Below are 13,674 nucleotides of genomic sequence, written 5' to 3'. Positions count from 1 at the left end.
CCCGCGTTTGCGCGCCGGTACGCTGTGTCCGTGGCCTCCAAACCCAAGAAGAACGCGCGGTACGACCTGAAGGCAGCGGACCGGAAGCGCAACCTGTTCGTGCAGATCGGGCTGACCTCGGTCGTGGTGCTGTTCGCCGCCGCGCTCATCCTCTACATCCTGATGTCGGCGGACGACAAGCCCACCGCGGGCGAGACCAAGTCGGTGCGCGTGGCGTCCAACAGCGTGATCACCAAGGAGGGCACCGACGAGCCCAAGGCCGTCATCTCGCTGTACGAGGACGCGTTGTGCCCGCACTGCGCGGCGCTGGAGCAGCAGTTCGGTCCGACCCTGGCCAACATCGCCGACTCGGGCGCGGCGGCCGTCGACTACTACATGGTCGGCATCCTGGACCGCCCGCAGAACAATAACTATCCGTCGCGGGCCGGTGGGGCCGCCTACTGCGTGGCCGACGAATCGGTCGACGCCTTCAAGCGCTTCCACTCCGCGCTGTTCGCGCAGCAACCCAGCGAGATGGGAACTTCCTACCCGGACAACGCGCAATTGGTCGAACTGGCCCGCCAGGCCGGCGCCTCGGGCAACGTCCCCGAATGCATCAACAAGGGCACCTACGTCGACATGGTCGCCGGCATGGCGGGCGCCACCGGCATCAAGGCCACCCCGACGCTGCGCATCAACGGCGAGGAATACCAGTACAGCACCCCCGAGGCGCTGGTCGCCAAGATCGAAGAGATCGTCGGTGACGTGCCCGGCCTCCAGGCGGCGCCGCCCGCGCAGGCGCCCACCCCGGCGTCATGACCGTCACCGCGGACCCGGTGGGCCAGGACGCCCCGTCCAGCGGCCAGGCGGGCGGGGTCGCGGTTCCGCGCAGTAGCGCGCTGTGGGTGCTGATCGCCGGATTCGTCGGGCTGGCAGCGGCGCTGACGCTGACGATCGAGAAGATCGAACTGCTCATCAACCCCGACTATGTGCCGACCTGCAGCATCAACCCGGTGCTGTCCTGCGGATCGGTGATGACCACCCCGCAGGCATCGCTGTTCGGCTTCCCCAATCCGCTCATCGGGATCGTGTCCTTCGCCGTGGTCCTCGTCACCGGCGTCCTGGCCGTCGCGCGGGTGCGGTTGCCCCGCTGGTACTGGGCGGGCCTGACCGTCGGCACCCTGGCGGGCACCGTCTTCGTGCACTGGCTGATCTTCCAGAGCCTCTACCGCATCGGCGCGCTGTGCCCGTACTGCATGGTGGTGTGGGCGGTGACCATCCCGCTACTCGTGGTGACCGCCGGCATCGCCTTGGCCCCCCAGCGCAGCGGTTCACGCCTGGTCAGAACGCTGTACAGCTGGCGGTGGTCGGTCGTGACGCTGTGGTTCGCCGCGGTCGTGCTGCTGATCCTCGTCCGGTTCTGGAATTACTGGTCGACCCTTCTCTGACCTGCACGTGGCCGATGCGGTTAGGGTGAACCGTGGCCGGTCAGAACTCTTCGATCTCCAAAGTCCTGGTAGCCAACCGCGGTGAGATCGCGATCCGTGCTTTTCGCGCGGCCTACGAGATGGGCATCGACACCGTCGCGGTGTACCCGTACGAGGACCGCAACTCGCTGCACCGGTTGAAAGCCGACGAGTCATATCAGATCGGCGAGACGGGTCACCCCGTCCGGGCCTATCTGTCGGTCTCGGAGATCATGCGGGTGGCTCTGGAAGCCGGGTGCGACGCGGTCTACCCCGGTTACGGATTCCTCTCGGAGAACCCGGAACTCGCCGCGGCCTGCGCGCAGGCCGGTATCACGTTCGTCGGCCCCAGCGCCGCGGTGCTCGAGCTGACCGGCAACAAGGCCCGCGCCATCGCGGCCGCCCGGGATGCCGGGTTGCCCGTGCTGGCCTCGTCGGAGCCGTCGGCCTCGGTGGACGACCTGGTGGCAGCCGCCGAAGGGATGGAGTTCCCGCTGTTCGTCAAGGCGGTGTCGGGCGGCGGCGGGCGCGGCATGCGCCGGGTGGCCGATCGCGCCGCGCTGCCCGAAGCGGTGGAGGCCGCCAGCCGGGAAGCCGAATCGGCGTTCGGCGACCCGATGGTCTATCTCGAGCAGGCGGTGCTGAACCCCCGTCACATCGAGGTGCAGATCCTGGCCGACGCCGACGGCAACGTGATGCATCTGTTCGAGCGGGACTGCAGCGTGCAACGCCGCCATCAGAAGGTGATCGAGCTGGCCCCGGCGCCGAACCTGTCCGAGGAACTGCGCACCAGGATCTGCCAGGACGCGGTGGCGTTCGCCCGCCAGATCGACTACACCTGCGCGGGCACGGTCGAGTTCCTGCTCGACGAGCGCGGGCATCACGTGTTCATCGAGTGCAATCCGCGGATCCAGGTGGAGCACACCGTCACCGAGGAGATCACCGACGTCGACCTGGTCTCCAGCCAGCTGCGTCTGGCATCGGGGGAGACGCTGGCGGATCTGGGCCTGTCCCAGGAGGGGATGCGGATCCGCGGGGCGGCCATGCAGTGCCGCATCACCACCGAGGACCCGACGAACGGGTTCCGTCCCGACACCGGCCGGATCACCGCCTACCGGTCGCCGGGAGGCGCCGGTATCCGCCTGGACGGCGGGGCGGTGCTGGGCGGGGAGATCGGCGCCCACTTCGACTCGATGCTGGTCAAACTCACCTGCCGGGGCCGCGACTTCGGCACTGCGGTCGCGCGTGCGCACCGCGCGCTGGCCGAGTTCCGCATCCGCGGGGTCTCGACGAACATCCCGTTCCTGCAGGCCGTCATCGACGACCCCGACTTCCGGGCCGGACGGGTGACCACGTCGTTCATCGACGAACGGCCCTACCTGCTGACGGCGCGCTCCCCGGCAGACCGCGGCACCAAGATCCTGAACTACCTGGCCGATGTGACCGTCAACCAGCCGCACGGGCCGCGGCCGTCGACGGTCTATCCGCACGACAAGCTGCCCCAGATCGATCTGGACGCGATGCCGCCGCGGGGCAGCAAGCATCTGCTGACCGAGGTGGGTCCTGAGGCGTTCGCGCGCTGGATGCGGGAATCCAAGGCGATCGGGGTGACCGACACGACGTTCCGAGATGCGCACCAGTCGCTGCTGGCCACCCGGGTGCGTACGTCGGGACTGCTGATGGTCGCGCCCTACATCGCGCGGATGACGCCGCAGCTGCTGTCGATCGAGTGCTGGGGCGGGGCGACCTACGACGTCGCGCTGCGGTTCCTCAAGGAAGACCCGTGGGAGCGCTTGGCGGCGCTGCGCGAGGCCGTGCCCAACATCTGTCTGCAGATGCTGCTGCGGGGACGCAACACCGTCGGTTACACGCCGTATCCGGAGTCGGTGACCCACGCCTTCGTGCAGGAGGCCACGGCGACGGGCATCGACATCTACCGGATCTTCGATGCGCTCAACAACGTCGACTCGATGCGGCCGGCGATCGATGCGGTGCGCGAGACCGGCACCGCGGTGGCCGAAGTCGCGATGTCGTACACCGGTGACCTGTCGGACCCGGGGGAGAATCTCTACACGCTGGACTATTACCTCAAGCTCGCCGAGCAGATCGTCGACGCCGGCGCGCATGTGCTGGCGATCAAGGACATGGCGGGTCTGCTGCGCCCGCAGGCCGCCGCCACGCTGGTCGGGGCGCTGCGCAGCAGGTTCGACCTGCCGGTGCACGTGCACACCCACGACACCCCGGGCGGGCAGTTGGCCACCTATCTGGCGGCCTGGCAGGCCGGGGCGAACGCCGTCGACGGGGCGTCGGCGTCGCTGGCGGGGACGACGAGCCAGCCGGCGTTGAGTTCCATCGTCGCCGCGTCTGCTCACACCGAATACGACTCGGGGCTGTCGTTGTCGGCGGTCTGTGACCTGGAGCCGTACTGGGAGGCGCTGCGAAAGGTGTACGCGCCGTTCGAGTCCGGGCTGCCCGCCCCGACGGGCCGGGTGTATCACCACGAGATCCCCGGCGGGCAGCTGTCGAATCTGCGTCAGCAAGCCATCGCGCTGGGTCTCGGTGACCGCTTCGAGGAGGTCGAGGCGGCCTACGCCGGGGCGGACCGGATCCTGGGCCGGCTGGTCAAGGTGACGCCGTCGTCCAAGGTGGTCGGTGATCTGGCGCTGGCGCTCGTCGGCGCGGGCATCAGCGCCGACGAGTTCGCCGCCGACCCTGCGCGTTTCGACATCCCGGACTCGGTGATCGGCTTCCTGCGCGGGGAGCTGGGTGATCCGCCCGGTGGCTGGCCCGAGCCGTTGCGCAGCAAGGCGCTGGCGGGCCGGGCGCCGGCCAAACCGCAGGAGGAGCTGTCCGCCGAGGACACCGAGGCGCTCAGCCAGTCCGGTCCGGTCCGTCAGGCCACGCTGAACCGGCTGCTGTTCCCCGGTCCGACAAAGGAATTCGAGGCCCACCGGGAGCTCTACGGAGACACCTCGAGCCTGTCGGCCAACCAGTTCTTCTACGGCCTGCGCCACGGCGACGAACATCGTGTCACCCTCGAACGCGGTGTCCAGCTGCTCATCGGTCTGGAGGCGATCTCCGACCCCGACGAGCGGGGTATGCGCACGGTGATGTGCATCATCAACGGCCAGCTGCGCCCCGTCGTGGTGCGCGACCGCAGCATCGCCAGCGACGTTCCCGCCGCCGAGAAGGCCGACCGGACCAACCCCGACCACGTCGCCGCCCCGTTCGCCGGGGTGGTCACGGTCAGCGTCAGCGAGGGCGAGTCGGTCCAGGCGGGCCAGACCATCGCCACGATCGAGGCGATGAAGATGGAGGCTGCGATCACCGCTCCCAAGGCCGGTTCGGTCGCTCGGGTGGCCGTGTCGGCCACCGCCCAGGTCGAGGGCGGGGACCTGCTGGTGGTGGTCGACAGCGAAGGGTCCACGCGCGACGCGCAGGCGACGACAGGGGGATCAGCCTGACCCGCATCGTGGCCGGCAGCCTGGGCGGGCGTCGCATCGCGGTGCCGCAACAGCGGTCCGGGCTGGGGACCCGGCCCACCACCGACCGGGTGCGGGAGTCGCTGTTCAACATGCTGGCCGCGCGCATCGACTTCGCCGGCATTGTGGTGCTCGACCTGTATGCCGGGTCCGGCGCGCTCGGCCTGGAGGCGTTGTCGCGCGGCGCCGCCTCGGCGCTGTTCGTGGAATCCGACGCCAGGGCGGCTGCGGTGATCGAACGCAACATCGCCGCGCTGGGGGTCGACGGTGCGACGGTGCGCCGGTCGGCCGTGGCCGCGGCGTTGAGCACCGGGGCGCCCGCGCCCGTGGACCTGGTGCTGGCCGACCCGCCCTACGAGGTCGAGGACGAACAGGTGCTCGACATGCTGGCCGCGCTGGCGACCGGGCGGTGGGTCACCCCGGGCAGCGTGGTCGTCGTGGAGCGATCGGCGTCAGGACCCGAGATCGCCTGGCCCGACGGCTGGACCCCGTGGCGGACCCGCCGCTACGGCGACACCCGTATCGAGCCCGCCCAACGGGACTGACGCGGCCTGTCGGGCACCCGGCCGGGCCGGGTGCCGCCCTGCTAGCGTCGCAATCCATGAGCGGTGCGGTATGCCCGGGGTCCTTCGATCCGGTGACGCTGGGTCACATCGACATCTTCGAACGCGCCGCGGCGCAATTCGACGAGGTCGTCGTCGCGATCCTGGTCAACCCCAACAAGAAAGGGATGTTCACCGTCGATGAGCGCATCGCGCTGATCGAGGAGTCGACGACCCATCTGCCGAACCTGCGCGTCGAGTCGGGGCAGGGGCTCGTCGTCGACTTCGTCAAGGACCGCGGGTTGACCGCCATCGTCAAAGGCCTGCGCACCGGCACCGATTTCGAGTACGAGCTGCAGATGGCGCAGATGAACAAGCACATCGCCGGGGTGGACACGTTCTTCGTCGCGACCACGCCGCGCTACTCGTTCGTGTCGTCGTCGTTGGCCAAGGAGGTTGCCTCGCTCGGCGGTGACGTCACCGAGTTGCTGCCGGCCGCGGTCAACGCCCGCCTGCGCGACAAGTTGGCCGAACGCTCCTGAGCCAGTGCATCCGCTGGTCGCGTTGTCCGTCCATGAGTTGACATAATGGGCGTCACCAGCAATTCACCACGACACACCGGTGCCGGTAGCTGAGTCACAGGCGTAACACCAGGCACACTGGTCACTGTCAAACTACGCCTGGAGGGTGTCGCCGTGTACCGAGTTTTTGAAGCGCTCGATGAATTGGGCGCAATCGTCGAAGAAGCGCGCGGCGTGCCGATGACGGCCGGTTGCGTGGTGCCCCGCGGTGACGTCCTCGAGCTGATCGACGACATCAAGGACGCCATCCCGGGTGAGCTCGACGACGCCCAGGACGTGCTCGACGCGCGCGACGGGTTGCTGCGCGAGGCCAAGGATCACGCCGAGTCGACCGTGTCGACGGCCAACGCCGAAGCCGACTCGATGGTCAACCACGCCCGCGCGGAAGCCGACCGGTTGCTCTCCGACGCCAAAGCGCAGGCGGACCGGATGGTCGCCGAGGCGCGCCAGCACAGCGAACGCATGGTCGGGGAGGCCCGCGAGGAGGCGGCGCGCATCGCGGCCACCGCCAAGCGGGAGTACGAGGCCAGCGTCGGGCGGGCCAAGTCCGAGGCCGACCGGCTGATCGAAAGCGGCAATCTCGCCTACGAGAAGGCTGTTCAGGAAGGCATCAAGGAACAGCAGCGGCTCGTGGCGCAGACCGAGATCGTCGCCACCGCCAACGCCGAGGCCACCCGGATGATCGACTCGGCGCACGCCGAGGCCGACCGGCTGCGCGGCGAATGCGACATCTACGTCGACAGCAAGCTCGCCGAGTTCGAGGACTTCCTCAACGGCACCCTGCGGTCGGTGGGCCGGGGCCGGCACCAGCTGCGCACCGCTGCGGGCACCCACGATTACGCGGCCCGCTGACCGGTTCGCAGCCACGACCGCGAGCACGCGATCGTTAGCCGGATTCCGGCCCGTACGATACGTGCATGGCGACGCATGCAAAGGCAGCGGCGCACCGCGGGTCACGGTCGCCCCTCGTGATCGACATTTCCCGGCTCGGTAGGCGCCCCGGTTCGATGATGACCGTCGAGACCACGGTGCCCAGTCCGTTGCGGATCGGCGTGGAGTTGATCGCCGTCGACGAGGGCGCACCCCTGGATCTGAACCTGCGGCTGGAGTCGGTGTCGGAGGGGGTTCTGGTCACCGGCACGGTGTCCGCGCCGACGTCGGGGGAGTGCGCGCGATGCCTGAACCCGCTCAGCGGTGACGTGGAGATCGACCTCACCGAACTGTTCGCCTACCCCGACAGCACGACCGACGAGACCACCGACGACGACGAGGTCTCCCGTGTCAGCAGCGTCCGCGGCGCCGAGTCGGTGGACCTGGAGCAGCCGATCATCGACGCGATCGGACTGGTATTGCCGTTCTCCCCGGTGTGCGGCGACGACTGCGCCGGGTTGTGTCCCGACTGCGGTGTGCCGCTGGCCGACGCCGAACCTGGCCACCAGCACGAGAAGATCGATCCGCGCTGGGCCAAACTGGCGGAGCTCCGCGACCAGACGGCAGGTGGATCGCGGGAGCCCAGCGGAGACGAGCAGTGACGGCGGACCGTGCGCCTCTGCTGGCGGCGCTCGGCGTCGACCTGCCCGAAGAGTTGCTGACGATCGCGCTGACGCATCGCAGCTATTCCTATGAGAACGGTGGCCTGCCCACCAACGAACGCCTCGAGTTCCTCGGCGACTCGGTGCTCGGCCTGACGATCACCGAGGAGCTCTACCACCGTCACCCGGACCGCTCCGAGGGCGATCTCGCCAAGCTGCGAGCCAGCATCGTCAACACCCACGCACTCGCGGATGTCGGCCGCGCGCTGCCGCCCGAGGGGCTCGGCTCGTACCTGCTACTGGGCAAGGGCGAGGAGAACTCCGGCGGTGCGGACAAGTCCAGCATCCTGGCCGACGGCGTCGAATCCCTGTTGGGTGCGGTGTATCTGGAGCACGGCGCGAGCATCGCGCGCAAGGTCATCCTGAAGTTGTTCGGAGACCTGCTGGACACCGCGCCGACGCTGGGCGCCGGTCTGGACTGGAAGAGCAGCCTGCAGGAGCTGACCGCGTCGCGAGGGCTGGGCGCGCCGACCTACCTGGTGAGCTCCACCGGACCGGACCACGACAAGGAGTTCACCGCTGTGGTGGTCATCGCCGGGGTGGAGTACGGCAGGGGTGTGGGACGGACCAAGAAGGAGGCCGAGCTGCGCGCTGCCGCCGCGGCGTGGAACGCGCTGAACCCGGATGCCTGAGCTCCCCGAGGTCGAGGTCGTCCGGCGCGGGCTCGCGGCGCATGTCACCGGCAAGACCATCACCGCGGTGCGGGTGCATCACCCTCGGGCGGTGCGCCGTCACGAGGCGGGGCCGGCCGACCTGACAGCCCGGTTGCTCGGTAGCCGGATCAGCGGCACGGGCCGGCGGGGCAAGTATCTGTGGCTGACCCTCGACGAGGGGCCCGATGAGCCGCTTGCGCGAAGAGAATCTGATTCCGATGAGCCGCTTGCGCGAAGAGCATCTGCTTCCGATGAGCCGCTTGCGCGAAGAGCATCTGCTTCCGATGAGCCGCTTGCGCGAAGAGCATCTGATTCCGCATTGGTGGTGCACCTGGGTATGAGCGGGCAGATGCTGCTGGGATCGACGCCCGGAGCGGGTGGCCCACAGCGTCAGCCCAACGAGAACCACCTGCGCATCGCGGCCCTGCTCGACGACGGGACGACAGTGAGTTTCGTCGATCAACGGACTTTCGGCGGATGGATGGTCACCGAGCTGGTCGATGTCGACGGCGCGCCGGTGCCCGAGCCGGTCGCCCACATCGCCCGGGATCCTCTGGACCCTGGGTTCGACCGCGACGCCGTGGTGGATGTGTTGCGGCACAAGAACTCCGAGATCAAGCGTCAGCTGCTGGACCAGACTGTCGTCTCCGGCATCGGCAACATCTACGCCGATGAGGCCTTGTGGCGTTCCAAGGTCAACCCGACCAGGCTGGCGTCGGGTCTGTCGCGACGGAAGCTGGCCGAGTTGCTCGACGCCGCGGCCGCGGTGATGTCCGATGCGCTGGGCCAGGGCGGGACGTCGTTCGACTCGCTCTATGTGAACGTCAACGGTGAGTCGGGCTATTTCGACCGGTCGCTGGACGCGTACGGGCGTGACGGGCAGCCGTGCCGGCGATGCGGCGCGGTGATGCGCCGGGAGAAGTTCATGAACCGCTCGTCGTGCTACTGCCCTCGGTGTCAGCCCCGTCCCCGAGTCCGTTGAGTCTGGCCCACCGCCCGCCGGACCGCTGTCGGGTCGTCGTCTGCGCCCGAAGCGCGACCGGGAATCTCCGTTCGGAGAACGTTGTAGAAAGAGAGCATGACCGAACTATGGGTTGAGCGCACCGGGGTGCGGCGTTACACGGGCCGCAGCTCCAGGGGCGCGGAGGTGTTCATCGGGTCCGAGGATGTCGAGGGTGTCTTCACCCCGGGCGAGTTGCTCAAGATCGCGCTCGCCGGATGCAGCGGGCTGTCCAGCGACCAACCTCTGCGCCGCCGACTCGGGGACGACTACCCGGCCACCATCCGGGTATCCGGCCAGGCGGACCGCGAGCAGGAGCGCTACCCGCTGCTCGAGGAGTCGTTGGAGCTCGACTTGTCGGGGCTCTCGGCCGACGACCTGACCCGGCTGCTGACTGTCGTCGAACGAGCCGTCGACCAGGTGTGCACGGTGGGGCGCACGTTAAAGACTGGTACCAAAGTGAACTTTGAGGTGAAAGATGTTGGGGGAAAGTGACGTCCGGCTCACCGCCTGGGTGCACGGATACGTGCAGGGCGTGGGTTTCCGCTGGTGGACGCGCTCCAAAGCCCTGGAGCTGGGCCTGACGGGGTTCGCGGCGAACAAACCCGACGGTCGCGTCCAGGTGGTTGCGCAGGGCTCCCAAAAAGCCTGTGAGCAGCTGCTCGGCGCGCTGCAGGGTGGAGACACGCCGGGAAAGGTGGACAAGGTGATCGCCAACTGGTCGGAACCGGCCGACGCGTTCACCGGCTTCACCGAGCGCTGAGCTCCGCGACGGTAGGGTGGCACGTCATGCATCTGAAGAGTCTGACGCTGAAGGGCTTCAAGTCCTTCGCCTCGCCGACGACTCTGCGCTTCGAACCCGGCATCACCTGCGTCGTCGGTCCGAACGGGTCGGGCAAGTCCAATGTCGTGGACGCGCTGACCTGGGTGATGGGTGAACAGGGCGCCAAGACCTTGCGCGGCGGCAAGATGGAGGACGTCATCTTCGCCGGGACGTCTTCGCGAGCCCCGCTCGGGCGGGCCGAGGTCACGCTGACGATCGACAACTCCGACAACGCGCTGCCGATCGACTACTCCGAGGTCTCGATCACCCGCCGGATGTTCCGTGACGGTGCCGGTGAATACGAGATCAACGGCAGCAGTTGCCGTTTGATGGATGTGCAGGAGTTGCTGTCCGACTCGGGGATCGGGCGCGAGATGCACGTCATCGTCGGTCAGGGCAAGCTCTCGGAGATTCTCGAGTCGCGTCCCGAGGACCGGCGCGCCTTCATCGAGGAGGCCGCCGGAGTGCTCAAACACCGCAAACGCAAGGAAAAAGCGGTGCGCAAGCTCGACTCGATGCAGGCCAACCTGGCCCGCCTCACCGATCTGACCACCGAGCTGCGACGCCAGCTCAAACCGCTGGGTCGGCAGGCCGAGATGGCGCGGCGCGCCCAGACCATCCAGGCCGACCTGCGCGACGCCAGGCTGCGGTTGGCCGCCGACGACCTGGTCACCCGCAGGGCGGAGTTCGACAACACCAATCAGACCGAGACGACGCTGCGCCGCGAGCATGACGAGCTGAGCACACGGCTGGAGACCGCCACCGCCGAGCTGGATGCGCACGAGAGCGCCGTCGGCGACCTCAGCGAGCGCGCCGACGCCGCCCAGCAGCGCTGGTTTCGGCTCTCGGCGCTGGCCGAGCGGGTCGGCGCGACCGTCCGGATCGCCAGTGAACGCGCCCAGCACCTGGATGCCGAACCCGAGACCTCCGGCGGTCCTGACCCCGACGAGTTGGAGGCCCAGGCCGACGAAGTCGCCGAACGCGAACGCCGGCTACTCGAGGAACTGGCCGAATCCCGCGAACGTCTCGACGCGGCCCGTTCCGAGCTCGCCGAACGCGAGCAGGTCGCGGCTGAAGCGGAACGGGCGCACCTGGCCGCGGCCCGCGCCGAAGCCGACCGTCGCGAGGGTCTGGCCCGACTGTCGGGGCAGGTCGACACGATGCGCACCCGCGTCGAGTCCATCGACGAGACGGTCGCCCGGCTGAGCACCGGGATCGACGATGCCGCCGCGCGCGCCCAGCAGACCCAGGCCGAGTTCGAGACCGTGCAGAGCCGTGTCGGCGAACTCGACGCCGGGGAGGTCGGCCTCGACGAACACCACGACCGCACGGTGACGGCATTGCGGTTGGCCGACGAACGGGTGGCCGAACTACAGGCCGCCGAACGCGCCGCGGAGCGTCAGGTCGCCTCGTTGCAGGCCCGCATCGATGCGTTGTCCGTGGGCCTCGAACGCAAGGACGGCGCCGCCTGGCTACAGGAAAACCACAGGGGTGCAGGACTTCTCGGTTCGATCGCAGGTCTGGTCAAGGTGCGGGCCGGACATGAAGCCGCCGTGGCCGCTGTGTTGGGCGCCGCCGCGGACGCGCTGGCCGCGCAGGACTCGCGGGCGGCCGGCGACGCGCTGGCCGCCCTCAAGGAAGCCGACGGCGGACGGGCGGCCATCGTGCTGGGCGACTGGCCCGTTCCGGCCGCCCCCACGCCCGGCTCGCTGCCCGGCGGTGCGGTCTGGGCCGCCGATGTGGTCGACGTCGATCCCAGCGTGCGCAGTGCGGTGACGTCGATGATCTCCGGGGTGGCGGTCGTCGCTGATCTCTCGGCCGCCCTCGATCTCGTTGCCGCCCAACCTGAATTGCGCGCGGTGACCGCCGATGGTGATCTGGTCGGCGGAGGTTGGGTCAACGGCGGCTCCGACCGGCGGCCCAGCACGCTGGAGATCGCCTCCGAGGTCGACAAGGCGCGCGCGGAGTTGGCCGACGCCGAACGCCAGACCGATGAGTTGTCGGCCGCTCTGGCCGGGGCGCTGGCCGAACAGACCGCGCGCCAGGACGCCGCGGAACAGGCGCTGGCCGCCCTCAACGAATCGGACGCGGCGATCTCCGCAATCTACGAACAATTGGGTCGACTGGGCCAGGACGCCCGAGCCGCCGACGACGAGTGGCAGCGGCTGATCAAGCAGCGCGACGAACTCGAGGCCGGACGCACCCAGACCGTCGACGAACTCACTGCGCTCGAGGCGCGTCTGCACAATGCGCAGCAGGAGCCGATGTTCGAGGTCGCTCCCGTCGACCGCGAGGAGTCCACCGCGGCCGCCGACGCTGCGCGCTCGGCCGAAGTGGAGGCCCGGCTGACGGTGCGCACCGCTGAGGAGCGCGCCAACGCTGTTCGCGGAAGGGCGGATTCACTGCGTCGCGCTGCGGCCGCCGAGCGAGAGGCCCGGGTACGGGCCGCGCGGGCGCGGGAAGCGCGGGTGCATGCCGCGGCGATGGCGGCCGCCGTCGCCGAATCCGGTCGAGCGGTTGCCGAGCGGTTGAGCCAAGCGGTGGCGGTGGCGTCACGGATTCGCGACGAGGTCGCCGCCGAGCGGCAGACCCGGGCGGCGGCACTGGGCCGGGCGCGCGACGAAGTCGGTGAGCTGTCCACCCGGATCGCCGCGCTGACCGATTCGCTGCACCGTGACGAGGTGGCCAAAGCTCAAGCGGCGCTGCGCATCGAGCAGCTCGAGGAGCAGGTGCTCGAACAGTTCGGCATGGCCGCCGCCGATCTTGTGGCCGAGTACGGGCCGACGGTGCCGTTGCCGCCGTCGGACTTGGAGATGGCCGAGTACGAGCAGGCCAAAGAGCGCGGCGAGCCTGTCACCGCGCCGGCCCCGATGCCTTATGACCGGCCTACCCAGGAGCGGCGCGCCAAGCGCGCCGAGCGTGAGTTGAACCAGCTGGGCCGGGTCAACCCGCTGGCGTTGGAGGAGTTCGCCGCGCTGGAGGAGCGCTACAACTTCCTGTCCACCCAGCTCGAGGACGTCAAGGCCGCCCGCAAAGACCTGCTCGACGTGATCTCCGATGTCGACGGCCGGATCCTGCAGGTGTTCACCGAGGCCTACGCCGATGTCGAGCGCGAGTTCGCCCAGGTCTTCTCGACGCTGTTCCCCGGTGGGGAGGGCCGGCTGCTGCTCACCGACCCGAGCGACATGCTCACCACCGGGATCGAGGTCGAAGCGCGGCCACCGGGCAAGAAGATCAAGCGGCTGTCGCTGCTGTCGGGCGGTGAGAAGTCCCTGACCGCCGTCGCGATGCTGGTCGCGATCTTCCGGGCCCGCCCTTCCCCGTTCTACGTCATGGACGAGGTCGAGGCGGCGCTCGACGACGTCAACCTGCGCCGGCTGATCAGCCTGTTCGAGCAGCTCCGGGAGCGCTCGCAGCTGATCGTGATCACCCATCAGAAGCCCACGATGGAGGTGGCCGACGCGCTGTACGGCGTGTCGATGCGCGGTGACGGCATCACGACGGTGATCTCGCAGCGCATGCGCGGCCAGGAACTGGTCAGCAGCCGGACCTGAGT

Annotated in this window: 12 protein-coding genes; all 12 read left to right on the top strand. The window is 69.0% G+C overall.

Features of this window, described 5'->3' with window-relative positions; genetic code table 11:
• Positions 1-30: 30 nt before the first annotated feature.
• Entirely contained in the window at positions 31-798 is a 768-nt protein-coding gene (locus ACEWX3_RS18810) for a DsbA family protein (RefSeq protein ID WP_207067476.1), read from the top strand.
• Positions 795-1,427: a vitamin K epoxide reductase family protein gene (locus ACEWX3_RS18805; protein ID WP_221360824.1), complete on the top strand. Its 633-nt coding sequence runs from the start codon at positions 795-797 to the stop codon at positions 1,425-1,427. The genes ACEWX3_RS18810 and ACEWX3_RS18805 overlap by 4 nt, the downstream gene beginning before the upstream one ends.
• Before the next feature lie 53 nt (positions 1,428-1,480).
• Complete coding sequence (locus ACEWX3_RS18800; protein WP_374159895.1) at positions 1,481-4,909, top strand: pyruvate carboxylase; 3,429 nt, start codon at positions 1,481-1,483, stop codon at positions 4,907-4,909.
• Positions 4,906-5,472: a 16S rRNA (guanine(966)-N(2))-methyltransferase RsmD gene (gene rsmD / locus ACEWX3_RS18795; RefSeq protein ID WP_374159894.1), complete on the top strand. Its 567-nt coding sequence runs from the start codon at positions 4,906-4,908 to the stop codon at positions 5,470-5,472. Before ACEWX3_RS18800 ends, rsmD begins: the two co-directional genes overlap by 4 nt.
• A gap of 56 nt (positions 5,473-5,528) precedes the next feature.
• Positions 5,529-6,011: a pantetheine-phosphate adenylyltransferase gene (gene coaD, locus ACEWX3_RS18790; protein WP_207067478.1), complete on the top strand. Its 483-nt coding sequence runs from the start codon at positions 5,529-5,531 to the stop codon at positions 6,009-6,011.
• A gap of 153 nt (positions 6,012-6,164) precedes the next feature.
• Positions 6,165-6,902 carry a cell division protein SepIVA gene (sepIVA, locus tag ACEWX3_RS18785; protein WP_374157313.1) on the top strand — a complete coding sequence of 246 codons (738 nt, stop codon included), beginning with the start codon at positions 6,165-6,167 and terminating at the stop codon, positions 6,900-6,902.
• A gap of 65 nt (positions 6,903-6,967) precedes the next feature.
• Positions 6,968-7,582, top strand: a complete 615-nt coding sequence (locus ACEWX3_RS18780) for a DUF177 domain-containing protein (protein ID WP_374157312.1) — start codon at positions 6,968-6,970, stop codon at positions 7,580-7,582.
• A complete protein-coding gene (rnc, locus tag ACEWX3_RS18775; protein WP_152516610.1) occupies positions 7,579-8,274 on the top strand; it encodes a ribonuclease III in 696 nt (231 codons plus the stop codon). The genes ACEWX3_RS18780 and rnc overlap by 4 nt, the downstream gene beginning before the upstream one ends.
• Entirely contained in the window at positions 8,267-9,277 is a 1,011-nt protein-coding gene (gene mutM, locus ACEWX3_RS18770) for a bifunctional DNA-formamidopyrimidine glycosylase/DNA-(apurinic or apyrimidinic site) lyase (RefSeq protein WP_374157311.1), read from the top strand. The genes rnc and mutM overlap by 8 nt, the downstream gene beginning before the upstream one ends.
• Positions 9,278-9,373: 96 nt before the next feature.
• On the top strand, positions 9,374-9,790 hold the full coding sequence (locus tag ACEWX3_RS18765; protein WP_207067481.1) for an OsmC family protein: 417 nt from the start codon (positions 9,374-9,376) through the stop codon (positions 9,788-9,790).
• On the top strand, positions 9,774-10,058 hold the full coding sequence (locus ACEWX3_RS18760) for an acylphosphatase (protein ID WP_374157310.1): 285 nt from the start codon (positions 9,774-9,776) through the stop codon (positions 10,056-10,058). Before ACEWX3_RS18765 ends, ACEWX3_RS18760 begins: the two co-directional genes overlap by 17 nt.
• Positions 10,059-10,084: 26 nt before the next feature.
• The gene (gene smc, locus ACEWX3_RS18755; RefSeq protein WP_374157309.1) at positions 10,085-13,672 is read left to right on the top strand and encodes a chromosome segregation protein SMC; all 3,588 of its coding nucleotides are present in this window, start codon (positions 10,085-10,087) and stop codon (positions 13,670-13,672) included.
• Positions 13,673-13,674: the final 2 nt, after the last annotated feature.

The sequence above is a fragment of the Mycobacterium sp. G7A2 genome, from assembly GCF_041902445.1.
Classification (GTDB): domain Bacteria; phylum Actinomycetota; class Actinomycetes; order Mycobacteriales; family Mycobacteriaceae; genus Mycobacterium.
The sequence above is the reverse complement of the archived record's forward strand: the minus strand, read 5'-3'. Positions and strand labels throughout refer to the sequence as shown.